Source organism: Aeromonas sp. EERV15, from assembly GCF_900079845.1.
Classification (GTDB): Bacteria; Pseudomonadota; Gammaproteobacteria; order Enterobacterales; family Aeromonadaceae; genus Aeromonas; species Aeromonas sobria.
In genome coordinates, this window is the sequence record NZ_FKKY02000002.1 from 12,032 (window position 1) to 36,183 (window position 24,152).

The 24,152-nt window shown below is 57.8% G+C and carries 19 protein-coding genes and 1 tRNA gene; 10 read left to right on the top strand and 10 right to left on the bottom strand.

What is annotated here, in order from left to right:
• Positions 1-32: 32 nt before the first annotated feature.
• The 4 genes from BN4575_RS01870 (at position 33) to mltB (ending at position 4,198) form a co-directional block, all read left to right on the top strand.
• Positions 33-1,664, top strand: a complete 1,632-nt coding sequence (locus BN4575_RS01870) for an ABC transporter permease (RefSeq protein WP_141689697.1) — start codon at positions 33-35, stop codon at positions 1,662-1,664.
• A 26-nt stretch (positions 1,665-1,690) separates the two neighbouring features.
• Positions 1,691-2,341, top strand: a complete 651-nt coding sequence (locus BN4575_RS01875) for an ATP-binding cassette domain-containing protein (RefSeq protein ID WP_068976912.1) — start codon at positions 1,691-1,693, stop codon at positions 2,339-2,341.
• A gap of 16 nt (positions 2,342-2,357) precedes the next feature.
• Positions 2,358-2,972, top strand: coding sequence for a CDP-alcohol phosphatidyltransferase family protein (locus BN4575_RS01880; RefSeq protein ID WP_068976913.1), 615 nt, complete (start codon positions 2,358-2,360; stop codon positions 2,970-2,972).
• Positions 2,973-3,115: 143 nt separating this feature from the next.
• Positions 3,116-4,198 (top strand): lytic murein transglycosylase B, encoded by a 1,083-nt coding sequence (gene mltB, locus BN4575_RS01885; protein WP_068977116.1) that lies wholly within the window; start codon positions 3,116-3,118, stop codon positions 4,196-4,198.
• A gap of 149 nt (positions 4,199-4,347) precedes the next feature.
• Here mltB and BN4575_RS01890 read toward each other — a convergent pair whose 3' ends face one another.
• Positions 4,348-5,619, bottom strand: a complete 1,272-nt coding sequence (locus BN4575_RS01890; RefSeq protein WP_068976914.1) for a TIGR03503 family protein — start codon at positions 5,617-5,619, stop codon at positions 4,348-4,350.
• Positions 5,616-6,350: a DNA polymerase III subunit epsilon gene (gene dnaQ, locus BN4575_RS01895; RefSeq protein WP_068976915.1), complete on the bottom strand. Its 735-nt coding sequence runs from the start codon at positions 6,348-6,350 to the stop codon at positions 5,616-5,618. Before dnaQ ends, BN4575_RS01890 begins: the two co-directional genes overlap by 4 nt.
• 75 nt (positions 6,351-6,425) lie before the next feature.
• Between dnaQ and rnhA the strand changes: the two genes are divergently transcribed.
• Entirely contained in the window at positions 6,426-6,890 is a 465-nt protein-coding gene (rnhA, locus tag BN4575_RS01900) for a ribonuclease HI (RefSeq protein WP_042021226.1), read from the top strand.
• On the opposite strand, the gene BN4575_RS01905 is transcribed toward rnhA, so the two are convergent.
• Positions 6,878-7,600, bottom strand: a complete 723-nt coding sequence (locus BN4575_RS01905; protein ID WP_042021223.1) for a methyltransferase domain-containing protein — start codon at positions 7,598-7,600, stop codon at positions 6,878-6,880. The two genes, rnhA and BN4575_RS01905, sit on opposite strands and share 13 nt — an antisense overlap.
• A 72-nt stretch (positions 7,601-7,672) precedes the next feature.
• On the opposite strand from BN4575_RS01905, the gene gloB reads away from it, so the two are divergent.
• Positions 7,673-8,437: a hydroxyacylglutathione hydrolase gene (gene gloB, locus BN4575_RS01910; protein WP_068976916.1), complete on the top strand. Its 765-nt coding sequence runs from the start codon at positions 7,673-7,675 to the stop codon at positions 8,435-8,437.
• A 70-nt stretch (positions 8,438-8,507) separates the two neighbouring features.
• On the top strand, positions 8,508-10,070 hold the full coding sequence (locus tag BN4575_RS01915) for a lytic transglycosylase (protein WP_068976917.1): 1,563 nt from the start codon (positions 8,508-8,510) through the stop codon (positions 10,068-10,070).
• A gap of 158 nt (positions 10,071-10,228) precedes the next feature.
• On the opposite strand, the gene astE is transcribed toward BN4575_RS01915, so the two are convergent.
• Both astE and BN4575_RS01925 read right to left on the bottom strand, forming a co-directional pair.
• Complete coding sequence (gene astE, locus BN4575_RS01920) at positions 10,229-11,254, bottom strand: succinylglutamate desuccinylase (RefSeq protein WP_068976918.1); 1,026 nt, start codon at positions 11,252-11,254, stop codon at positions 10,229-10,231.
• A 293-nt stretch (positions 11,255-11,547) separates the two neighbouring features.
• Entirely contained in the window at positions 11,548-11,757 is a 210-nt protein-coding gene (locus tag BN4575_RS01925) for a DUF1127 domain-containing protein (RefSeq protein ID WP_042021218.1), read from the bottom strand.
• A 522-nt stretch (positions 11,758-12,279) separates the two neighbouring features.
• Here BN4575_RS01925 and BN4575_RS01930 point away from each other — a divergent pair.
• Positions 12,280-13,173, top strand: a complete 894-nt coding sequence (locus BN4575_RS01930; RefSeq protein WP_068976919.1) for a DNA replication terminus site-binding protein — start codon at positions 12,280-12,282, stop codon at positions 13,171-13,173.
• 142 nt (positions 13,174-13,315) lie between these two features.
• Here the strand turns inward: BN4575_RS01930 and BN4575_RS01935 are convergent, their stop codons facing one another.
• From BN4575_RS01935 to punC, 4 genes are all read right to left on the bottom strand, one after another.
• The gene (locus BN4575_RS01935) at positions 13,316-17,179 is read right to left on the bottom strand and encodes a DEAD/DEAH box helicase (protein ID WP_068976920.1); all 3,864 of its coding nucleotides are present in this window, start codon (positions 17,177-17,179) and stop codon (positions 13,316-13,318) included.
• Between the two features lie 594 nt (positions 17,180-17,773).
• Positions 17,774-18,628, bottom strand: a complete 855-nt coding sequence (locus tag BN4575_RS01940; protein ID WP_068976921.1) for a patatin-like phospholipase family protein — start codon at positions 18,626-18,628, stop codon at positions 17,774-17,776.
• A gap of 632 nt (positions 18,629-19,260) precedes the next feature.
• Complete coding sequence (locus BN4575_RS01945; RefSeq protein ID WP_068976922.1) at positions 19,261-19,986, bottom strand: CBS domain-containing protein; 726 nt, start codon at positions 19,984-19,986, stop codon at positions 19,261-19,263.
• Between the two features lie 185 nt (positions 19,987-20,171).
• Complete coding sequence (punC, locus tag BN4575_RS01950; RefSeq protein WP_068976923.1) at positions 20,172-21,359, bottom strand: purine nucleoside transporter PunC; 1,188 nt, start codon at positions 21,357-21,359, stop codon at positions 20,172-20,174.
• Between the two features lie 120 nt (positions 21,360-21,479).
• On the opposite strand from punC, the gene punR reads away from it, so the two are divergent.
• Positions 21,480-22,397 (top strand): DNA-binding transcriptional activator PunR, encoded by a 918-nt coding sequence (gene punR / locus BN4575_RS01955; protein ID WP_068976924.1) that lies wholly within the window; start codon positions 21,480-21,482, stop codon positions 22,395-22,397.
• A 211-nt stretch (positions 22,398-22,608) separates the two neighbouring features.
• Here punR and BN4575_RS01960 read toward each other — a convergent pair.
• A tRNA-Ser gene (locus tag BN4575_RS01960) sits at positions 22,609-22,698 on the bottom strand.
• A 521-nt stretch (positions 22,699-23,219) separates the two neighbouring features.
• On the opposite strand from BN4575_RS01960, the gene BN4575_RS01965 reads away from it, so the two are divergent.
• A complete protein-coding gene (locus BN4575_RS01965) occupies positions 23,220-24,095 on the top strand; it encodes a L,D-transpeptidase family protein (RefSeq protein WP_141689700.1) in 876 nt (291 codons plus the stop codon).
• The last annotated feature ends 57 nt before the right edge of the window (positions 24,096-24,152 follow it).

Here is a 24,152-nt window from a genome sequence, read left to right on the forward strand (position 1 = left end):
GGTTGACACGCCACCCCAGTATGAGTACGGGGATGGCGGTCATTTATCTGGCGCTCTTCGTCATCCCTCTGCTGGCAGGGCTATGGCAACTGCTGGCGGAGGGGATGACCGCCTCTCATCTCGCCTTGCTGCTAGCCCAACCCGGTCTTTGGCACTCAGCAGCGCTGAGCCTGTGGATTGGCGCCGCCTCGACCCTCGGTAGTCTGCTGTTGACCGCCCTGCTGCTGGCCCACAGCGACAGTCGGGCTTTCGGGCTGCTCCACCGTCTGCTCTCGCCCATGCTGGCCATGCCCCACGTCGCCTTTGCCATCGGTTTTGCCTTTCTGCTCGCCCCCTCCGGCTGGCTGCTGCGGCTCGTCTCGCCAGCTCTGACCGGGCTTGAACTGCCCCCCGATTGGCAGACCATTCGGGATCCTTGGGGGCTCGGGCTGATTGCACTGCTCGTTTTCAAGGAGACCCCCTTTTTGCTGCTGATGGCGATGGCCGCGCAGCAACCCATCCTGCTGGCACGCCAGCAGTGGCTGGGGGCGAGCCTCGGTTTCAGCGCCCCCCAGATCTGGTGGCGCCTGCTGCTGCCAGCGCTGTGGCCTGCCCTGCGCCTGCCCATCTATGCGGTGGCGGCCTACGGAGTCGCGGTGGTGGATCTAGCCCAGCTGCTCGGGCCCGATGCGCCCGCCCCGCTGGCGGTGCGCTTGTGGCTCTGGTATCAGGACCCGGATCTGCTCTGGCGCGGTGCCACCGCCAGCGGCGCCCTGCTGCTGCTCGCCATCACGGCGCTGCTCATCGCCCTGCTCAGATTACTGGAGTGGCTTCATCAAGAGCTGGGCAAAGGCCGCTGGCTCGATGGCAAACGGGCGGCGTCCCATCCCCTTGCCAACCGCCTCGCAGCAGGCTTTGCCTTAACCCTGATCACCCTCAATCTGGCGGTGCTGGCGGCCCTGCTGCTCTGGTCACTGGCGCGCCGCTGGCCCTTTCCCGCCCTCTGGCCCAGCCAGTGGAGCAGTCACTACTGGCTGGATCTGCTGCCAACCCTGCTGCCACTGCTGGCAACCAGCGCACTGCTGGCCCTGGTGAGCGGCTTGTTGGCACTGATGATGGCGGTGTGCAGTCTGGAGGCGCAAGCCGGGCGCCGCCCCTGGCCGCTCTGGCTTATCTGCCTGCCGCTGTTGCTGCCGCAAGCGAGCCTGCTGTTTGGTATCCGGCTCGGGCTGGACTGGCTTGCACATGACTCGATAAGCAGCGGCATTGGTTGGGGCTGGGTGCTCTGGAGCCAGCTGCTGTTTGTCTTTCCCTATGTCTATCTCTGCCTGCACGGCCCCTATCGCCAGTTCGATCCACGGATCACCCAGAGCGCCCTGCTGCTGGGGGCAACGCCATGGCGAGCCTGGTGGCAAGTGAAAGCGCCGCTGCTGGCGCGCCCGCTGCTGTTTGCCTTCGGCGTCGGGGCGGCGGTGAGTTTGGCCCAATACCTGCCGACCCTGCTGTTTGGGGCTGGCAGAGTGGTCACCATCACCACGGAAGCGGTGGCCATCGGCAGCGGACTCAATCGGCGGCTGGCGGGGCTATACGGTCTGCTGCAACTGCTGCTGCCGCTCGTTATCTATCTGCTGGCGCTCTGGCTGCCGGCGCGGATCAATCCGGCGCTCAAGGGGAGCGGCCAATGATGAACTCTCATGATGGAAATGGCCATATGCTGAGCACCACGCCTCTTCGCCTCTATCTGGAGGAGAACCTGCTGTTCTCACTGCCCGCCCTGCAGGTTGCGCCAGGCGAGGTGTTGACCCTGATGGGCCCCAGTGGCTGTGGCAAGAGCTCGCTGCTGGCAGGGCTGGCGGGGGTACTGCCGGGCGCGCAGACAGATAGCGGCCCGATCCGGCTGGAGGGGGAGGTAAGGCTCAGCGAGCGACTACTCACCCCCTTGCCCGCACAGGCGCGGCGCATCGGTATGCTGTTTCAGGATGATCTGCTGTTTGACCATCTGACGGTGGCGGAGAACCTGATGTTCGGCATGCCTGCAACTATCAAGGGAAAACGCACGCGGCAGGAAAAGGCGCTGACCGCGTTGGCGCAGGTCGCACTGGCGGATCAGGCTGACAAGCTACCGCAACTGCTGTCAGGGGGTCAGCGGGCGCGGGTCAGCCTGCTGCGGGCACTGTTGGCCGAACCCGACGCCCTGCTGCTGGACGAGCCCTTCTCCCGCCTCGACAAGCCGCTGCGGGCCGCCTTTCGCGAGCTGGTGTTCGCGCAGATCAAGGCGCTGGCCATCCCCGCTATTCTGGTGACCCACGATGCGGAAGACGCGCCGGGCACCATACTCAACCTCACCGAATGCCACTGTTAACCGAGGAGTGTTCACCTTGTTTGATCGCCATCTGATCCCCGTGATCCGCAGCCCTCTCACCCAGCTTGCCAAACCGCTCTGCCGTGCCGGGATCAGTGCAAACCAGATAAGCCTCACCGGATTTGCCATCGGCATGCTGGCGCTGCCGCTGCTGGCCTTTGGCTGCTATCAGTGGGCGCTCGCGGCCATCCTGCTCAACCGCTTGCTGGACGGGCTCGATGGCGCCGTAGCGCGGGAAACCGGCATCACCGACTGCGGCGGCTTTCTCGACATCACGCTCGACTTTATTTTCTACGCCGCCGTGGTGCTGGGCTTTGCCTTCGCCGCCCCTGCCAATGCGCTGCCCGCCGCCACCCTGCTGTTTGCCTTTATGGGCACCGGCTCGAGCTTTCTGGCATTTGCCATCATGGCGGGCAAGCGGGGGATCGACAATCCGGTCTACCACCACAAATCCCTCTACTATCTGGGCGGCCTCACCGAGGGGAGCGAGACCATCGCCCTCTTTGTACTGATGTGCCTGTGGCCCGCCGCCTTCGCCCCGCTCGCCTACGGCTTTGCCCTGCTCTGCCTCATCACTACCCTGACCCGGCTCTGGAGCGGTTATCACACTCTACGTTACACCCCGCGCTGACCCCTCGCTGAACAGTGCAGCCCTCACCGGAGGGCTAATCCATCGCTCGATGAATTGACGGCCAACAAGGCACACGGAACACTTGCACGCGGATGACAATGTTTTACCATGACGGCACTTTTTTCAGTCTCTTTGAGAACCCTATGCGTCGCCTTGCCTCTCTTCTCACTCTGTCGTTATTCCCCCTGCTCGGTGGCTGCAGCAGCGCCCCGGCCCCCAAGCCCGTGGTCATCCCCCAGCCCAACAGCGCCTTTATCAATCAGGCACCCTCGAACAAACCCGTTTACACACAAGGGGTTAGCAAAGGGGATTTCGCCAATCGCGCCAATGTGGACAGATTCGTCCAGAAGATGGTCGAGAAGCACGGTTTTGATAACACACAACTGCATCAGGTGCTGGCACAGGCAGAGCGTTACGACTGGATCATCCGCCTGATGGATGCACAGGCGCCGACTACCGCCAAGCCCACCGGCCCGACCGGTGCCTGGAACCGCTATCGCGCCAAGTTCATCACCCCCGACAACGTGCAAAACGGCGTCAACTTCTGGCGTGAATACGCGAGCGAGCTCAATCGGGCAGAACAGATCTATGGGGTACCGCCGGAGATCATCGTCGGCATTATCGGGGTCGAGACCCGCTGGGGCCGGGTAATGGGCAAGACCCGGATTCTGGATGCGCTGGCCACCCTGGCGTTTGATTACCCGCGCCGCGCCGAGTTCTTCACGAGCGAGCTGGAAGCCTTCCTGGTGATGACCCGTGACGAGGGGATGGATCCGGCAGAACCCAAGGGCTCCTACGCCGGCGCCATGGGTTATGGCCAGTTCATGCCCTCCAGCTTCCAGCGCTATGCGGTGGACTTTGACGGTAACGGCCACACCAACTTGTGGGATCCGGTGGATGCCATCGGCAGCGTCGCCAACTACTTTAAAGCCCACGGCTGGGAGAAAGGCCAACCGGTGGCGGTGCGCGGCCAGGGGCAACTGCCCGGCTATGAGCACGGCTTCCAGACCCGCTACCCGGTTGCCACCTTGCGCAGCGCCGGTTTGACCCCCACCAGCAGCCTGGGCAACCACAGCGAGTCGAGCCTGCTGCGCCTCGATGTGGGCACCGGCTACCAATACTGGTACGGCCTGCCCAACTTCTACGCCATCACTCGCTACAACCACAGCACCCACTACGCCATGGCGGTGTGGCAGCTGGGCTTGGCGGTCAAAGCGGCACGCTAGCAACACCATGAGGCGCCATGGCGCCTCATATCAACAAACGGGAGGCAGGATCTGCTGGCGATAAACCAGTCGAACCTGCCTCCCGTGTTCTATTGTGGGTCACCGTTTGTGGTTCAGGATGGTTGCGCACCGATGCGGCAACTCATCCATCACTGCTCTGGCAAGTTAAGATCCAGCTTGGCGGCAGGTTGCGCCGATTGCTGATTTTCAGCCTGCGCGGCAGCCAGGGCACGCTTGAGGGCCCGCCGTTTTTGCACCACCACAAATCCGACCCCACCCAGAATAACGGCCAATAACACCCCGCCACCGGCCAGCACCCAGACTAACCAGCTTATACCTTGCTTTTCTGCTACTTCATCAGTCGCTGCAGCACTGGAGGCCACTGGCGCTACCACCACAGGCTCAGGAGGTGGTGGTGGCGGAAAGATGTTGAAGGTTTTGGCCGGTAAGGTGATTTTCAGCTCACGGCCCTGCAGGGTGGTGCCATAAAGGGTGGCATTCACCACATGTTGCCCGACAGCGGTGATCATGGAGAGATCAATGTCCAATTTGGGCTCAATGGCCATCTCGCTAAAAGCGTAATCCCCCCCCGCATTACTGGTCACACGGCCTTTAACCACCACAGAGGCAGGATCCAGTTCATCACGATCTATAAGAAGTGAAAGTTTGGCGCCCAACTCTTCTGAAGGCGGCGCAAGGCTATAGGTAAACGGAGAGGGATAGAGCAGGATATCCTGATAACGGGCCCGCACGAACACCTGATTACCGGTGCTGAACATGGCGCGGTACTTACCGCCGGGAATATCCTGCAGGCTCACTTCAGCGGTCATGATGCCATCGCCCGGCACTTCATCGAGCCCCTTGCCATCATCGCGATAGTGGCCAAGTACCTCATCCAGCACCACTCTTTGCTGGCTGGCATCGCTGAAGGATTGCAGCTTGACGGTCATCCCCAGATCAGAGAGGTAATATTTATCCTTTGGCGGCTGACCATTAATCAACAGCCATGACTTGAGCTTGATCAGCTCCCCCTGATAGAGCTGCATCGGTAGCGCCGCGATATCGAGCCGGATATCGGAGAGGATGCGCACCCGATTATCGGGGTCGACCTCGCCAATGGCCTGCCAGGGACCGGGCATGGGATTGCGCAGGGTGATAAGGTCATGTTCAGGGAGTGCCAGCCAGCCAACCTCATCGGGTTTGACCTTGCCCACATAGAGCTTGCTACCATCGGGCCGCACCAAGATCACCGAAGGAGTTTGTGGCTTGCGCTTGACGATAAAGGTGATCTCCTTCACCCCGTAATCAATACGAAAACGGTTATCCAGCAACGGAATATCAGAGGGTGCAAACACCTCAGTCTCGGTCGCTGTTGCGCCCAACGAGGCTAACAGCAGCAGGCAGCCCCACCACTTGCTCACTCTCGCCACAGGCAACTACCTCCTTTTTTCTGCACCAAATCGAGTCGGGCCTCGTGCAGTGCCAGATCCTCGGCAGTGGCGCGCACAATGTTGAGCGCGGGACGGTTGCTCTCCAGCCGCCGAATACTGGTGTCCTGATTGTTTTCATTTTCGCTGTTTTCGCTCGCCAGATTCAGCTTGGTCTGGCCACCGGTCATCAGCAGATAGACATCCGCCAGGATCTCCGCATCGAGCAAAGCCCCGTGCAAGGTCCGGTGAGAGTTGTCTATGCCGTAGCGATCACACAGCACATCCAGGTTGTTACGCTTGCCGGGAAAGATATCCCGGGCCATCGCCAGGGTATCTGTGATGCTGCAGATATCTGCCGTCTTGAAGTCGAGTCCGAGCTTGCTGAACTCATAATCCATAAAGCTGACGTCAAACGGAGCGTTGTGAGCGATAAGCTCTGCGCCACGAATAAACTCGATGAAGTCATCAGCTATCTGTCTGAAGGGAGGCTTGTCAGCCAGATACGCATCCGTAATGCCGTGCACCTGGATGGCTTCCGGGTCAACCAGCCGATCCGGCTTGATATAGACGTGGTAGTGATTACCGGTCAGCTTGCGGTTGATCACCTCCACACAGCCGATTTCGATGATGCGGTGACCCATATAGATAGGGCCGCCACTGGTGTTCATACCCGTGGTTTCAGTATCCAGGATGATCTGGCGATTCAGTTGGGGTGTGTTCATGATCCAATCTATGTCAAACTTCGGTTTTACTCGCTAGTTTACCCCAAGCCTCATGCTAAAACAGATTGATTGCTCATGTTAAAACACATTGATGTCTATACCGATGGCTCCTGCCTCGGTAATCCCGGCCCCGGTGGTTACGGCGCCGTCATGGTCTACGGTACCCATCGTAAAGAGATTTCCGCAGGCTTTACCCTGACCACCAATAACCGGATGGAGCTGATGGCCGCCATCATGGGCCTGCGCACCCTCAACGAACCGTGCAAGGTACGTCTCACCACCGACAGCCAGTATGTGCGCCAGGGGATCACCCAGTGGATCATCGGCTGGAAGAAAAAAGGGTGGATCACCGCCAGCCGTCAGCCGGTCAAAAATGTCGATCTCTGGAAGGAGCTGGATGCGGAAGTGGCTCGCCATCAGATCGAATGGCTCTGGGTGAAAGGCCATTCGGGTCACCCCGAAAACGAGCGCTGTGACGAACTGGCCCGTGACGCCGCCTGCGGCAAGGATCTGGCCGAGGATACCGGCTACCAGCCCTGACGTGCCATTCCCGGTGTGGCAAGTGACTTTGGCAACTGCCAGCGCCGCCGCACCGGGAGCAATGGAAAGCGCCGTTTACGGGCCGCGATCACGTATACCGAAGCAAACGCCCTGCAGTAATCCCGCCCGACACTCTCTCGCCACCAGCTATGCCAGCTCTGCTTGCCCATGAGCGAGTAGCCAAAACGATCATCAAACATCACTTCACAGCCCAATAGATGGAGCCAGTCCGTGACTCGTCCCGGGGTGAACATCCGTGCCGACCAGGGCAGTTTTCGCCGCAAGAACGGCACACAATGACCTATCCCGACCAGACTCAAGGGGTTGTAGCCACTGATGATCAACCAGCCATCGTCGGTCAGCACCCGTTCGGCTTCACGCAATACCTGATGGGGATCGGCAGAGAAGTCGAGGCAGTGGGCCAGCAGGCAGGCATCGACGCTACCGGTACGTACTGGCAGATCCAGCGGATCGCCATACATATCGAGCAAGCGCCCGCTGGGTGCCACCCCTATTTGATGGCGAATGGATGAGCGTTTACAGGAGAGTTCGGCACTCAGGGCGCCAATTTTCAGCAGATGATAACCAAACAGATTGGGACACCAGTTGTCGAGCCGATCCTGGATTTCTGCGGCTACCCAATCTCCCATAGGGAGGGCAGACCAGCTGGTCGGTATCTCGATTTGTTGTTCGGTATGTGCCACCTGCATAATAGAGCTCAACTCGGGGTTTCGAACGCCATCCTGTTATATAAGATACCCTCCCTAAAGAGAAGCAAACTCATGTATACCGTCATCACAGTTCCTGCCTTTAATGACAACTATATCTGGTTGATCCGCCACGAAAATCACTGCCTGGTGGTCGATCCTGGCGAGGCCGCGCCGGTGCTGGAGCGGCTCGCAGTGCTGGGGTTGCAACTCGATGCCATTTTGCTGACCCATCATCATCATGATCATGTGGGCGGCGTCACTGAACTGCTCGCCCACTTCCCCCATGCCAGACTCTATGGCCCCAAACTTGACCCCATGCCGGATCACCACGGCCAGTGGCTGGACGACGGCGATCAGATCACCTGGCACGGCCTCGCCCTCGAGGTGCTCCATGTGCCCGGCCACACCCGTGGCCACATCGCCTACCATGGCAACGGCATGCTGTTTTGTGGCGACACCCTCTTCTCGGCCGGTTGTGGCCGCCTGTTTGAAGGGACGCCGGAGCAGATGTACCACTCGCTGCAACGGCTCGCCGCCCTGCCCGATGAGACCCTCATTTATTGTGCCCACGAATACACCCTCTCCAACCTGCGGTTTGCCTATGCGGTCGAACCGGGCAACCCGGCGATCCAGCGTCAGATCGGTCTGATCAGCAAACTGCGCCAGCAAGGGCTGCCAAGCCTGCCGACCCGACTGGCAGACGAGCGCACTTTCAACATTTTTCTGCGCTGCGAGCAGGATTCGGTAAAATTTTCTGCTGAAAAGCATGGGCTAAAATGCGTGGAAAATCCGGTAGATACCTTCACCATACTGCGCCAGTGGAAGGACGTTTTTTGAACAAACCTTGATCAAAGGGGCATTGCCCCTTATGATGCCCGCTGTTTTTCCTAAAAATGACCGGAGCGAGATGAAGGTACGAACGGCCTTATTGGCGGCGCTGTTGCTCAGCGGCTGCCAAAACCTGAGCCATCAGGATGACCGGGCGCTAACGGCAATCGAGTCGATCAAGTCCCCCCAAGTCAACAAAAAAGCGCACAAAAAGCACGCTTCCGGTTTTCTGTTTGGCGATGAACAGCTAGACGAAATGGAAGATACCGACAATCTGTGGGTACGTATCAGCAATGACATGCAGCTTGATACCCCAGAGAATGATCGCGTGCGTCAACAACGTGCATTGCTGTTGCGTAATGATATGCATCTGGCGACCATTGCCAGCCGGGCTGAACCCTACCTCTATTTGATGGTGGCGGAGATTGAACGGCGTGAGCTGCCAATGGAGCTTATTACTGTCCCGATGATCGAAAGCATGTTTGATCCCCATGCCCGATCCCGCAGCAATGCGGTAGGTCTGTGGCAGTTTGTGCCCGCCACGGGTAAGAACTTCGGTCTGCGCCATGACAACTGGTATGACGGTCGCCGCGATGTGATGGCCTCCACCAATGCGGCGCTCGATTATCTGGAATACCTCAACCGCTTCTTTGATGGCGACTGGCTGCAAACCCTGGCCGCCTACAATGCCGGTGAAGGTCGGGTGCGCAGTGCCATTCAACGCAACCAGCGCGCCGGTCGACCGACCGATTACTGGTCGCTGGACCTGCCCCGCGAAACCCGGATGTATGTCCCCAAGATCTTGGCCATGGCGGACATGATCAGCAATGCCGACAAGTACAACGTCCAATTGCCGGTGCTCGCCAACCAGCCGCAGCTGCGGGTGGTAGATACCGGTAGCCGGATCGATCTGAACGTGGCGGCACAACTGGCGGGCCTGCGCACCTCACAGCTCAAGGAGGTCAATCCGGCCTTGAGCCGTGGCGTGATGTCCCCCCGTGGCCCTTACCGTCTGCTGGTACCGGTAGAGTATGCCGATACCCTGGAGCTGGCGCTGGCCGATCTGCCCCAAAGTGAGCGCACTCGCACCACCACCGGCTCTGGCTCCTATCTGGTCACCAGTGGCGACACCCTGTCACGGATCGCCCAGAATCACGGCGTCAGCGTCAGTGAACTGAAGCTGGCCAACAATCTGCGCAGCAATAACCTGCGTCGTGGTCAGCGACTGGAGATCCCGGGCAACGGTCGGGTCAGCAGCAAAGCCACTCCTGCCAGCAAGCCTCAGCAGCTTGCCAGCCGTGGCAGCAGCCAAAACAAGATCAACTATAAAGTCCGCTCAGGTGACAACTTGTGGAGCATCAGCCAGACCCATGGTGTCTCCCATAGCGAACTGGCCAAATGGAACGGTCTGAATGCCAAGTCGGCACTCAAGCCGGGCATGAAGTTGGTGGTCTATACCAAGCCAGGAAAGAAGAGCGGTAAATCGATGGTGTATCAGGTACGCCGCGGTGACTCTGTCTCCTCAATCGCAGCCCGCTTCCAGGTTGCCATCAACGATGTGATGCGCTGGAACCAGCTGGATAAAGGGGAGTACCTCAAGCCCGGTCAGGAGCTGACCCTGTTTGTGAAGAACAACAGCTAAGCGCCCCCCCTTGAACCCGATACAAAACGGGGCCAGTCAGATGACTGGCCCCGTTTTTTTATTCCTGCGGCAAAACGCTGTGTCTCAGCTGCCAACCCAAGCGATGGCTTGGCGCTGCCTGCGAACGCCTCACCACTCTGCCGGCAAAGAGCTCAGCGCTATTCCCAGAGCCTTGTTGGCACCACCAGCAGCACGGTGCGCTGGCCTACCGCCACGTTGGCATTGGGAAAGACGACGGCTTCTCGCGGCTGCTCAACCGTGTAGCGCAGCTCGCCATCCTCGGCCAACACGAACCCTTGGGGAAATTCGGTGAAGTTGTCCACATCGCTGGCAAACAGGAAGCGAAAGTCCGCCGATTTTTTAGTGATCACCCGATCGATGGCAAACAGGGTGAAATCCTCCGCCCGCCAGGGCTCCAGCACAACTTCATCCTGACTCACCAACTCTTGCAGCGCTTGCCGGGTCTCGATAAAGCGTGTCATGTCGTTCTCACCAAACGGCCGAACCTTGCCCAGCTCCACCGTGAAGGCATGGGCCCCATGCTGGCGGGAGCTGTAGTAGCTGAAGGTGGTGGTGGGGGCATTAGACAGCAATAGGGTGCGCACCCCGCAGGCGCCAAGGAACTGCACCTGCTCGCGGCAGTGGCGCCGCTCGTGGGGGAAGGGGTAGACGGCAAACTTCTCGTGGCGGGAGCCGCGAATGGCGGTGTGCAGATCGTAGTGATAACGGGGCCGGGCCGGATCGGCAAAGAAGCGGCTCACATACTGTTCGAGGCGCATGGCGCGGATCCGCTCCCGATTGCAGAGCCCCTCCCCCTTGCTGTGGGCGCCAGAGAAGAGCCGGTTCATGTTCTCTTCTACCTCCCGCAGCCCCAGATTCATCGCCGCCGGATTGCCAAACAGGAACAACAGCCGATGGCGGGCGCTCAGCTCGCCAGAGAGCAGGCGGCTCAGCAGCTGGTTGCAGATTTCGATGGGGGCGGTCTCGTTGCCGTGAATGCCGCAAGAGAGCACGATATCCTTGCGCCCGCCCGGCAATTCGCCTGCGCCTTTGGCAGGCTCCAGACAGAGCACTCCCGTATCCCAGACGCTGACCCGCGCGCCGTCGGGCAAGGCAAAATCAAAGGGCTCAAGCTGCCACTCATTACTGCGGGTCAGGGCCAAAAAATCGTGCTGGGGAATCATCCGTCTCACCCTCTTGCTCTGGATCACTATGGCCGGATTATACGCAAGGCATCGCGGCTTAAAATCGTTTTTTAAACAAATTCAAACATTAACGACACAATTGTGATAACAATCGAACGATGACAGCAATGACAGTAGCGATGTGAAATAAAGAGGAGAGGAAAGAGGATCAACGAACAACAAGAGGAAAGCAGGGGAGATAAAACAGACTATTGCCAGACTGATAGCAGGGCGCTACAGGGGCGGAGCAGTAAACGAGTCAACAGAAAAACAAGGCATCCATGCCCGGCTGATCAACCACGCCAGAACGGCTTGGTGGTCTCTTGATAACGGTCAGCTTCGTTCAGGCCGATGTCTTTGAGCAGGTACTCGGGCAGCTCGGAGAGCTGGCGACGGCTGCGGCTACGCTCCAGCCAGGTCAGAACGGCCATTTTCACCCGGGCAACCAGATTCAATTGGCTGGACTGCTGGTAACCGGTTTCGGTATAAGTCATGTTGGCCATGTTGTGGCTCCTCTGGATTATGTTTGCGCACTGGGCTTTATTTGATGCGCAAAGCTTAGTCAGGGAGAGCATCCGACTCAATTGACGAATTTTGATACATTACATTAGTAAAACTAATGGCATAAATCTGACTGATACAATTTTAATCATTTGATTTATAAAGAGTAATTAAATCACCATTCGGCCATCCACTGCCCACAGCATATTGTGCTGCATGACACCACCTTACATATGCAATTTACCGCCCTGCCTATGCACTCGCCAATATGCCCCCAAGCGCTGGCAACCCCACCATTACATTCAGTTGTTAATCAGGCGATCTTTTGGTGATCTCCATTTAACACAATGATACATAAAACAAACTTCAGGTCATTCACTCACATCCTGCTGAACAGCAACCTGCAAACGAGCCCCTTGGCGCGCAACCGACACAATGATATGGTTATTTATACAGTAGTTTAGTCGCCCGCCCTGACGCCATCGCTTATGCCGTCAACGGCGGATGAAACCACAGGATCATCGATGGATACCTTTACCCCGACCGCGGCCCTGCGCCAACAGATGGAAGCCATTGAAGCCTCCTTGCACCAGCTGACTGACCTGCTCGGCCAGCTCACGCTGCAAGAGGCCCATGTCTACCCCCTTCCTCCGGTGCCGCAAGGGGAAGAGCACGACCCGATCGAACAGATTGAGGTGGGTTACCTCAACGGTGAAGCGGCGCTGGCGGCCACCCTCGCCGCCTATCGGGATCACAGTGCCCGCCCCGGCTGCTCCACCAAGGCGACTCATCGGCTGCCCGGCTGGTTGCGCTTTCCTGCTGCCGCCGCCCCCTTGCTGCAACCGCTGATCGACCAAATCAACCAGCACAAGCTCGATTTCAAGGCACTGGTGCAGCAGGCGGGCGGACGGGACGAGAAGTTTGATCTGGTGCACACCGCCCTGCCCGGGGTGATCACCTTGCAGGTCTATCGCAAACTGACCCTGCTGGCCGGGGAGCTGCAGTCCCTCGGCTTTACCTGGGCCGACAAGCAGACCATCAATCGCCTCAGTCGCGAGCAGGTGCTGGAGATGCTGGAGCGCAGCCGCCGCTACATTCCGGCCCTCTCCAACAACGAGGAGTGGAGCAAGATGGTGGATCAGGAGGTGTATGACATTCGCCGCCTGCCCGCCGATGCCGAGTTGCGGATCCGCCGCCCGGTCAAGACCCACCCGATGATCAACCTGCTCTGGCTGGAGCGCACCCCGCGCAAGCAGCAGATCAAGGCCAGCCTGCCGCTGCTGCTCTGCTCCGATACCCCGCCTGCGGTCACCCATCTGGGCAACTATCCCCCCAAGAGCCGACAGGCGCGGCGAGATCGTAAAATTGGCGGCGAGCCCATCATCGAGCGGCTGCACCTCTATCTCTATCAGGGGTGACTGGAGCAGGGATAACTGGGCCGCCTTGCCGCGATAAACGGCACATCCCACATCAGCATCCCAAATGAGAAAGGGGAGAACATCTTTGGATGTTCTCCCCTTTTCTGTATGAATAGGCGGTGTGGATAAGCGGTTAAGCCAATCAGCCCATCAACAGGGCCCGCAGGCTCTCTACGTCCAACCCGCGCACCTCCGACTGGCCGCTTAGCAAGCCATCGGCCAGCGCCCGCTTCTCGTCGTGCAGGGCGACGATCTTCTCCTCCACCGTCTGCTCGCACACCAGCCGGTACACTGTCACCGGCTGGGTCTGTCCCATCCGGTGGGCCCGATCGCTCGCCTGATCTTCCACCGCCGGGTTCCACCAGGGATCGAGGTGCAGCACGGTATCGGCCTGAGTCAGGTTGAGGCCGGTGCCCCCCGCCTTGAGGCTGATCAGAAACAGCGGCACCGCTTCATGGCGAAAACGCAGGATGGACTCCTGGCGGGATTTGGCCGAGCAGGCGCCATCCAGATAGCAGTAATCCCACGATTTTTGCTCGATACGGGCGCGCAGCAGGCTCAGCAGATCGACAAACTGGCTGAACACCAATACCCGATGACCGTTATCGATGGCCTCTTCCAGCAGCGCCATCGCCTCGTCCAGCTTGCTGCTGGTTTGCGACCACTCGGGCATCACCAGCTCCGGCGAACAACAGAGCCGACGTAGCCGGGTCAGGCCACTCAGCACATGCATCAGGGCGCGGCCATCGGCACTTTGCACCTGCTGCACCACCTCGCGCCGGGTCGCTTCGTAGAGCTGACGCTCTTCGGGGGAGAGGCTGATGTGGTGGATGATCTCGGTCTTGTCCGGCAACTCGGTCAGCACCTGCTGCTTGAGACGGCGCAGGATGAAGGGGCTGATCACCGCACGCAGCAGCGCCATGTGCTGGGGATCCTTGACCGCCTTGCCAAAGCGGCGCTTGAACTCACCGAGGCTACCGAGCAGCCCCGGGTTGATAAAGGTAAACAGGCTCCACAGCTCCCCCAGATGGTTCTCGATGGGGGTGCCGGAGAGGGCGAGGCGAAAATCACCGTCGAGCTGGAACAGCAGCTTGGCGCGCTGGGTGCCGGCATTTTTGATCTGCTGCGCCTCATCGAGCACCATGCTCGACCAGCGGCGGGATTTGAGTGCCTCCGCCAGACTGCCGAGCATGCCGTAGTTGATGAGGATCAACTGACCGGCCTTGGCCTCGCGAATAATCGCTTCGCGCCCGGACGCATGTTCAAACACCACCACCTCCAGTTCGGGGGCGAAGCGAGCCACCTCTTCCTGCCAGTTGGTGACCACTGACTTGGGCACCACCACCAGCGCCGGGCCCAAGTGCTGGCGCATCCGCAGTACGATCAGCGCCTGCAGTGTCTTGCCCAGACCCATGTCATCGGCCAGACAGGCACCAAAACCATGATGGGCCAGGGTCGCCAGCCAGCGCACCCCATCCTTCTGGTAGTCTCGCAGCGCGGTGAGCAGCTCGTCTGGGCACGCGACCTCCTGCTGCCACTCCTGCTGTAGGGATTGCCACGCCGTATCCCCCTCGGTGGTGATGACCGAGAGCAGGCGCGTGAGCGGATAGGCCAGCTTGTTGTTGATGCGCTGCTCTTCATCGAGCATGGCCCCCAGCATGGTAAGCCGCTCCACCAGCTTGTCGCTCAACATCAGGCTGGTCTTCTCGTCGAGCTGAACGGTGCGCTGGCCCGGGGTCATCTGGCGCAAAATAAGGCGCAGATCGAGGATCTGATGCTCATCGAGCGCCAGCGCCCCTTCGACCTGGAACCAGTCCTGCCGCCGCTCGATGCGCAGGCTCAGGGCCGCTTCATCAAGGCTCTTGAGGCGGGCGCTGTCCTGATGCCAGTGAATCACCACGCCGGCATCCACCAGCTCGGGCAGGGCATTGACCAGCGCCAGTGCCTGCTCCCCTTGCAGCAACCACTCGCTGCCGGGCAGGCCGATGGGCAATTGATTACGCAGCAACTGGGCCTGTACCTTCTCTGCCGCGAGATCACGCAGCCAGTAGTGATACGCCTTGATCCCCTGCCGTACGATGGGCTCCCCCTTACCAAGGGGCTGGGGTGGCAGCTCGTCAAAGCGGGTGACCAGCTTGACCGACAGTTGGCCATCCTGCCAATCCAGTTGCACTGACGGAATACCCGGCCAGGGGGCCAGTTCGGCATTGCCGCTAAGCCCCTCGACCTGACTGTGCCAAGGGAGTTCAGCAATACCATCCAGGGTCCGTTGCAGCTCGGCGAGCCCTTCGGCGGGCAGCAGCGGGATAGATTCGAGCGCAGGCAGCCGGTCGAGCAGCGGCTGCGGGGTGAGGATCAACTGCCACAAGTCTTGCGCCAACGGCACTATATGAGCCCCGCGCGCCGCGGCATCCGGGCAGAGCGCCGCACTCATCCCCTGCTCGGTGGCGACTACCTGCAGCAGAGGGGCACTGATAGCCAGTTGCAGCTTTTGCCCCTTGGCATTGAACAACCGCGGATGATCGGCCAGCGGTGGCCAGACATCCCGCGGCAACTGTCCCATCACCCGTGGCAGGGGGCGCACCAGCGCCCAGTCGTGCTCATCGAGCATGGCCGCATATTGGGTGGAGAGCAGCGCCGGATCGACCCGACGCCCAGCGGTCCACTCCCCCTTGGTACTCAGTTTCTGGATCTTGCACTCCAGCTCCGGGCCCTCGGCATGGAGCAGCCACACCAACCGCTCCTGGGGCTTGCGCACCCCGCTGGAGCGACCCAACCCCTGCAACCAGTTGAGCCAGCTGGCAGAGGCCGCACTGTTATCTTCGTCGGCCTCCTCTTCTTGCTCATCAGCTTGACTATCCGCCGTGCCATGACTGCTGCGCAGCTGGCAAAGCGGCGCCCCTTTGGCACCCTCCCCCAGCAGAATACGCAGCAGATCCTGACAAAACGCCATCAGGCGATGATGGGGCTCGGCATCGAGCAGATGGGTAAGATCCCACTTGTGCAGCATCGCCACCTGTGGGCTCTGGGCACCGTGACGGGCCAACGCGCAGAGATCGAGCCAGAGATAACCCCAGTGAAGCTCCTCCACCGGCAGTTGCAGGGTGTCGAACAGACCGACCGCCTGACCGTGGCGATCGCCTGCCCACTGGCTGAGCAGATCAGAAAGCAGCGGGAACTGGCCGGTCAGGCTGCGCTGCCACTTCTTGCGCTGTTCGCTGGCAATGACCGGATCGGCCTGCTGCAACCAGCCAAGCCAGAGCAGGGCGCTGAACGAACGGGGCCACTGCCCGGCATTACCTTCATCACCGCCCTGCCACTGACCCAGCGCCGTCAGCAAATGCTCATCGAGCGGGCCACTCTGGCTCTGCTGGGCCAGCGCCTGCAGCGCAGGCCAGCAGGTGGCGGCATCCTTGTTGCTCTCCAGCTCACCATCACCGCAAAGCCAGTGCCACTCGGCCTCACACTCTTTGGCCCGGGTCTGTACCTCGGGAGTACAGCGCACCAGGGCATTGGCCAGCGGCCAGCGCTCTTCATAAGGGGCATCGAGCAGCAGTTGCAGCGAGAAGTGCTCCAGCAGCAGTTGCTGCCAGGCGGGGCTGGAGCCTGCCAACAGTTGGTATGCATCCGGGGTATCGAGCAGGGTCAGCAGATCGCTGGCGGAAAAATAGGTCGGGATCTCACCCGCCTTGCCGCGACATAGCTCGCGCACCACCGCATGGGTGAGGTCCTGCCCGGTCAACGAGGGCACCCGGCTCCAGTCCGGTGCTGGGCAGAGTCCGGCACGCACCCCGAGGATCAAGGCCAGGGTGCCTTCGGCAGTCAAGCTCCACTGCTGCTCTCCGCGCAATCTCACCAACCCGGCCTCTTGCAGCGGAGTCAGTTTATCGATCAGCGCATGGCCAACCGCCAGTTGATCTTGCAGCAAACGGGTACTGGCGACGCGCTGCAATTGCAGGGTGCTGAGCAGGGCATAACTATCCGAAGAGAGGGTGGACGCAGACATCAAGACTCACGGGCAGGTGCAAAAGCGGAATTTTAACGGTAAAGCGTCAGCGGCTCGACCCTTAACTGCGAAATAACTCAAAAAAAAACGGCCATCCGTGATGACCGTCGAAAGTAACGAAGGAAATAGCCGGATTGTCCGGTACTTCCCACAGCGGGAAAATCGAGGGCGTGAGCCCCAAATTCGTGCCGTCATGCTAGAGCCTGGCGACGGAAAAAGCTATGAAGCAGATCACAGTTGAAAAGGATTTCTGAAAGCGATTTCAAGTTCAACTGCAAAAATGACAACAATGTGGCGAATGCCCCCTAAACCGGCAAACGAGTGATCAACCACTGACTGCACTCAATTTTTATGATGAGTGATGGTTACATCGTCATTTATTCGGTGCATGACGCACGCGGAATATCGCCCCGCGATCTAGCCAATGATCCCCATATTCGGGGAGTGGTATCCCGATGCAATGGCCAGTAAAGCGCGGCGGCACAGAGACCCGACTAACGCTCACAGGTATGAAAAAAACAGGGCGTGGCGGACATCCGGGGCCCTGATGAATGCTCATGAACCGCCATTGACTCGTCTCTGCCGCCTAATCGCTCAGGCTATCTCTTCTCTGGCCTGCAACAGGCTCTGGCATCCCTGCCAGTAGCCCTGCAGGTAACCGGCGTCGAGCTTGGCTGGATCTTTGGTGAAACGAGATACCGCAAAGTCACCGGGCGGTGCTATCACCTCAATCTTGCAATCAGCAGGGGGATTGGCGATGAAATCGAGGGCTCGGTTGTAGTGATACGCACGCATCAGCATGGCGTTGGCCAGCGCGGGCTGGGTCTTTAGCAATGTCTTCACCATCCAGCAGAAGCGTGCTGGCTTCTTTCTATATCCCCATGGCTCGGACAGGATGACCATCAGCTGGCGGGCTCCACGGCGATAGGCTTCGATCACCGGGATGGAGTCACTGAGACCGCCGTCCGCCATGGGACGACCTTCGACACAGGGTGTTTCATGCTGCACCACGGGTAAGGAGCAAGTGGCCGTCAGCACCTCAGCCATATTGTCATGACGTACCGGCAAGTAGGCGGCACAGCCCGTCTCCACGTCAGTGGTCACCGCATAGAAAGTGATTGCCCGCTCACGAAAGGTGTCGAAATCGAGTGGAAAACGGTGACAGCTGGTGCGCCACAGCCACCCAATGTCTACCAGATTGCCACCCTTGACGAAACGTAACGGGTCGAGGAAATCCGAGCTGCAGGCAAGTTCGGTAATGATGTGGTGGCTACGACGGGTCTGCCCACTCAGGTAGGAGAGCAGGGTCGTCGCGCCGGCCGAGACACCGATGGCAAAATCAAAGGGGAAATAGCCACTCTCGATGAAAGCATCGAGGACTCCGCTGGCAAAAATGCTGCGCATGGCCCCGCCCTCGACGATGAGGGCCGACAGGGCGCCGTCGGTCATCGCTGGCCCCCAAGATGAAATCCCTGGCTGGATATAAGACACTGCACGAGTTTGGATCGCGGGCGGCCATTTTTCTGGGTAGGTCATTGATATCATCCGTCGGTAGATTGGCTATGTTACTAGGCGGCCATGGGGGTTCGCAGACCATAGCGGTAAGCTATTTTCATATGGCTTGTATTGGTGTTTTGTTCAGATAACAGAGGCCTCGTTGTCGGAGGCATCCTGACTCTGTATCTCACTTTCCTTCTGGCTCGGCATAAATTGCTGGAGCTAAATATGTGTTGTAAGAAAGGCTCTCGTGCAAGCAAGTAATAACCAAGAATCAAATAACACTGGCTATAGTATTTCCTGTATAGATACGACTAACGTTAAACAACATTTTCCAGCACCCCACCAAATGACGACATTAATACATTGCCAAATTATGCCATCCACCCCGCGATGGCCTTTCACTAAACATTGAAGCCTGTGAAATAGAGGGTAGGCAGCCATTAAGGAAGGGGATTTATTGGAAAGGGGACGTTTTAAATTCCTGCACTATTGAAACTCAAGTTATTAACCATTGGCTATTAATCATCACGTTATAAGCGGCGCCATTATCGACAAGATTCACCATCAACAGAGGAGATGTATCAATCATCTCTGGCGATACAAAATCCTGTTGTTGGCTCGATGAAAACAAGATGATCACAGATATCGCCATTGCCTGTCACCTCTTCTATCAACGTAATCAAGGCCGCTCTTATATTTTCATCCCAAATAGCACCGCTGATATCTACAACACCATTTTTGACATTAATCCTGATATTGCTTTTGGGCGCCCAAGGCTGACTATGTATTCGGTCTATTATTTCTTTTTGCATCGAGTTGTCATCGGTAGTTTTTTCATGTGCCCTCTCTGGGGTGCGGTCGCGTTGCAATATGGTGCGAAGCGCCTTTAAAATGTCAACCCGGGTGATAATACCGACTAACTTGTCTGCCTTCACAACGGGAACTCGCTTGATATTATTGTTTTCCATCAAACCGATGACCTCATCCAGTGGCGCCTCTGGACTGACCGTTAACGGTCTGGCGGTCATAATCGCCCCTGCATAACAGCCATGGCTTTGGACGTAGTCCTTGGCAAGCCTGTCTGGGCCTAAAAAGAGTTCTTGCCAGTGCGGGCGTTTTATTTCCGTACCCAGTTCACTTCGGCGCAGCAAATCTCCCTCAGTGATAATACCTACCATTATCCCGTTACTGTCGAGTACCGGTAATCCACTTATTTTTAAATCGAGCAGCAAGTCTACAACCTCAAATACAGGGGTGTTTTCGTTGACGGTAATGGGGGTATTAGTCATCACATTAGCAGCTATCATGGTTATCTCCTGACGTTTGGGTTGTTGACCGTTAAATTATCTGTGTCTCATTAAACTATGACTGTGAGCAGGTACGCTCAGCCATGTAACCCACTACCGACAAGGTCAATGCCAAGACTGCACAACCAGCGCGCGAAATATCGGTTAACTCCCTACAAATTTTGGTACTGCGACTAATTTGCTCACTAAACCGTGGCCAACTTTAATTGACCATTACGTTTCGAACGCGCTAACCAATAGCCCAACAGCGCCAACGGTGCGCTCGCCAGCATTACGATCACGGTGATCTGCAGCGGCTGCTCGATCATGGATGACACCAGCAGGCTGCTAAGAAAGCACAATCCCAATTGCAGCGTATTTTGCAACGCAGCAGCCTTGCCGGAGTTTTCCACAAATGGCATCAGCGCATTGGTCATAACGATCGGATAACTGGCGGCATTAACCAGCGCCATCAGGCTGAATGGGATCAGTAAGCTAAAGAGGGTTGGCTCGGTGAACGTGGCAACAACATACAACACCACCATACAGAGGCAATACGCCACCAGTAACCAAGGCAACAAGGTCTTGCCATGGAAATGTTGCAAGGCGCTACGGCAACTGAAACCACCGACTAAAAATGCGAGTGTAGGCGGCACATAACTCAAACCAATATCACTGGGGCTATAACCCATATCACCAAGGATAAAAGGCGAAGCGGTCAGCCAAGCGAAGAAACTGGCAGAACTGGCAGCATAAATCATCACGTTACCAGTGAATACCCGCGACGTGAGCAAATGTCCATAACCAAGCCGGGATGGGGCTTTGTCGGTGATCAGACGTTTTGGCTGCGATTTAAGACCGAATGTCAGTAACAGCAATAGCAGAGAAATACCCAACAACACCGCGAAGATTGCCCGCCAACCCCACTGATCCGATACGTAGGCACCGAGTAATGGTGCCAGCGCAGGTGATAGGGACATCAGGGGTATGATACCGGCAAACATTCGATGGGCTTTGTCCGCCGAATAACGGTCGATCACCAGCGCTTGCCAACTGACTGCTGCGGAACACACGCCAATCGCCTGGATAAACCGCAGCGCCCATAACTGAGGTGCGCTCTCGACCCAAAACATGCCCAGACAACCGAGCACAAACAAACTCAAGCCCATGAGCAGAACTGGCTTGCGCCCAATGCGATCCGAAAGCGGCCCCCATAGCAACTGTCCCACGGCAAAGCCTGCGAGGAAAATGCTCAAGCTGATGCCTACGGCGCCAGCCGAAATCTGCAACTGCTGACCCATGACCCCAAACGCAGGCAAGTACATATCCATGCCCAAATAGCCGAGCATACTCAGCCCAATCAGGTAGCCAGTGAAGCCAAAGGATTTGTTCATTCAACACTCCAAAAAATTAAAAACAAATATTTTGTTAGCAGCGGCCATTATATTTATTGATTTTTTGGTGTGAAGCGGTAATAAATGATGACATGTATCAATATTTTTGAATGCAAGTAAATGTGGTCTGAATATTCATTGGATGTAGTCAGCTCCGTGGCACGACACGGCAGTTTCAGCGCCGCGGCTCAGGAACTGCACCGCGTGCCTTCGGCGGTCAGCTACACCGTGCGCCAACTAGAACAATGGCTGGCTGTGCCACTGTTCGTCCGGCGCCATCGCGACGTGGTGCTGACACCCGCTGGCAAGCTTTTCATTGAGCAAACGCGGGAGGTGATGAAAAATATGCTCGACACCCGCCGCCTGTGTCAGCAAGTAGCCAACGGATGGAGCGGTCAGTTAAAAGTAACGGTCAACGCCATCGTCAAACAAGAACGTTGCCAACAACTGGTGCTGGATTTTTATCGGCAGTTTCCCGATGTGGAATTGCTGCTTGGGTATGAAGAATTCAACGGTGTATGGGACGCTATCGCGGATGAGACTGCCGACATTGTCATCGGTGCCAATAGTGCCGTGCCGGTGGCCAGTCGCTACAGCTTCCGCGACATGGGTCAGCTGAACTGGTTGTGTGTCGTCAGCGCCCGACACCCGCTAGCATCTTTGAGTAGTCCGCTAAACGACGACCAACTGCGGTTCTACCCTTCATTGTGCATACGCGACACCTCGCGTAATCTTCCCACTCGCGACACATGGACCCTGGACAACCAGCGCCGGTTGGTGGTGCCAAACTGGGCCTCGGCCTTGGATTGTTTGCGAGAAAGCTTATGCGTGGGTATGACACCGACACATCTGGTACAGCCATTTATCAAACAAGGCGACCTGGTTGCCCTGGATCTACAACGACAGTTCATCTCCAGCCCATCCTACATTGCCTGGAACCAGGACAAGCATTCGCTTGCCATGGCCTGGGTACTCGATTACCTGGGAGATACCGAGACGATGAATCAGGAGTGGTTAAATGGAGAGGTTATCGTTTAATACTCACGTCCAAGGTCGTCTCGCGTTCAACCTGTTCGCTTCGCAGGCTGAATTCGAGCGCCAGTTGATCAAAAGAGGGGGCGAACGGATCGCATCGGTGGCCGTTCATCTGCATACCCTACCAGCCAATACCTAATGGCATGCTGGATGGCATACCAAAAAAACAAAAAATGAAAAAGCCCAACCTAATCAAAAGGCTGGGCTTGGTATATGGCGGAGAGACAGGGATTCGAACCCTGGGTGGCATTGCTGCCACAATTGATTTCGAGTCAATCCCGTTCGGCCACTCCGGCATCTCTCCATGGCGCAGATTTTGACTCAAGCCTGGACGGGATAGCAACAAAATATGATATATATCAAATAGCTAAATAAGATATCTGGGAGCAGGCTCACAATGCGACCGCGCTAACCACCCTCAATAGCCATGATCTCCCTTCCCATGTGCCGGGCACCTTTTTCCATTCAAAGTGAATGATCGCTGGCAACTTCCTCGCCCACCTGACCGGGTTCAGGGGCCGTCCCTCAACATACCGCTCTTTCGCCGCACTTATTCATCAGGTCGCAATCTTGTATCTGTTTTTCCCACTTGGCATTCAAACATGTAGAAGAAGCCGATTTTGGCAGGTTTCCTATGTATCCCTAAACCGTTGCGGGTTAGCGGCAAGCTGGTAATCATGGCCTGATTGAGGAACAATCGCGCCATCCTGGCAGCTGTTTTGATTATTTTCCGCCCCGATTGAACTGATGGATCTCCCTATGCGATTGCCGATACTCATGACCCTCTCCATAAAGCCTGCGCTATCCCTGCTGCTGGCTGCGACCATGCTCTGCGCCGCACCGGTGCAGGCCAAACGCTACCCGTTGCCGCCGGCAGATAGCCGCCTCGTGGGCGAGCTGGAGGATTACATCATCCAGCAGGATGAGCATCTGGAGCTGGTTGGCAAACATACCCAGATTGGTTTTTTGGCGTTGCTTGAGGCAAATCCCGGCGTAGACCCCTATTTACCCAAGCCAGGCACCCGCTTGACGCTACCAACCCAGATGCTGCTGCCCGATGTACCGCGCGAAGGGATCGTCATCAATCTGCCCGAGCTGCGTCTCTACTACTTCCCCAAAGGCAAGAGCGAAGTGATTGTGCTGCCCATCGGGATCGGTGATATCGGCCGCGAAACGCCGGAGATGACCACCACCGTCATCGAGAAAAATCCCGACCCGACCTGGGTGCCCGGCCCCATGGTGCGTAAATCCTGGCTGGAGCAAAAAGGGATCACCCTGCCCGCCGTGGTGCCCCCCGGCCCGGAAAACCCCCTCGGCAAGTTCGCCATGCGCCTTGGCTATGGCAAGCGCGACTACCTGATCCACGGCACCAACAAGGATTTTGGCGTAGGTCTGAGGGTGAGCGCAGGCTGCATCCGCTTGCGGCCGGACGATATCGAGGCACTGTTCAAGATGGTGCCTATCGGCACGCCGGTGCGGGTTATCAACCAACCGGTCAAGGTCGCCATCGAACCGGATGGGCGGCGCTGGCTGGAGGTGCACTCCCCGCTCTCCCGTACCGAAGAGGAGCTTGAAAATGGGGCCCCTTTGGTGCTATCACCGGCCATAGAGCACTTTATCGCGGCCCCTGAAGTCGCACAGGATGAAGTCTCCGCTGCGCTGGACAGTAAAAATGGCCTGCCCCGGCCTATCAGTAGCTAGCTATCCAGCGGCTAGATCAGCAGTGGCTACGCCATCAGAGCCTGAGTCATACCGGAG

Coding starts and splice junctions, on each gene's coding strand:
- BN4575_RS01965 (WP_141689700.1), top strand. CDS start 23,220: ATGCTCTGCGCCGCACCGGTGCAGGCCAAACGCTACCCGTTGCCGCCG.
- BN4575_RS01930 (WP_068976919.1), top strand. CDS start 12,280: ATGGATACCTTTACCCCGACCGCGGCCCTGCGCCAACAGATGGAAGCC.
- BN4575_RS01915 (WP_068976917.1), top strand. CDS start 8,508: ATGAAGGTACGAACGGCCTTATTGGCGGCGCTGTTGCTCAGCGGCTGC.
- BN4575_RS01940 (WP_068976921.1), bottom strand. CDS start 18,628: ATGACCGACGGCGCCCTGTCGGCCCTCATCGTCGAGGGCGGGGCCATG.
- BN4575_RS01905 (WP_042021223.1), bottom strand. CDS start 7,600: ATGCAGGTGGCACATACCGAACAACAAATCGAGATACCGACCAGCTGG.
- BN4575_RS01925 (WP_042021218.1), bottom strand. CDS start 11,757: ATGGCCAACATGACTTATACCGAAACCGGTTACCAGCAGTCCAGCCAA.
- BN4575_RS01875 (WP_068976912.1), top strand. CDS start 1,691: ATGCTGAGCACCACGCCTCTTCGCCTCTATCTGGAGGAGAACCTGCTG.
- BN4575_RS01870 (WP_141689697.1), top strand. CDS start 33: ATGGCGGTCATTTATCTGGCGCTCTTCGTCATCCCTCTGCTGGCAGGG.
- rnhA (WP_042021226.1), top strand. CDS start 6,426: ATGTTAAAACACATTGATGTCTATACCGATGGCTCCTGCCTCGGTAAT.
- BN4575_RS01945 (WP_068976922.1), bottom strand. CDS start 19,986: ATGATAGCTGCTAATGTGATGACTAATACCCCCATTACCGTCAACGAA.
- punR (WP_068976924.1), top strand. CDS start 21,480: ATGTGGTCTGAATATTCATTGGATGTAGTCAGCTCCGTGGCACGACAC.
- gloB (WP_068976916.1), top strand. CDS start 7,673: ATGTATACCGTCATCACAGTTCCTGCCTTTAATGACAACTATATCTGG.
- astE (WP_068976918.1), bottom strand. CDS start 11,254: ATGATTCCCCAGCACGATTTTTTGGCCCTGACCCGCAGTAATGAGTGG.
- punC (WP_068976923.1), bottom strand. CDS start 21,359: ATGAACAAATCCTTTGGCTTCACTGGCTACCTGATTGGGCTGAGTATG.
- mltB (WP_068977116.1), top strand. CDS start 3,116: ATGCGTCGCCTTGCCTCTCTTCTCACTCTGTCGTTATTCCCCCTGCTC.
- dnaQ (WP_068976915.1), bottom strand. CDS start 6,350: ATGAACACACCCCAACTGAATCGCCAGATCATCCTGGATACTGAAACC.
- BN4575_RS01935 (WP_068976920.1), bottom strand. CDS start 17,179: ATGTCTGCGTCCACCCTCTCTTCGGATAGTTATGCCCTGCTCAGCACC.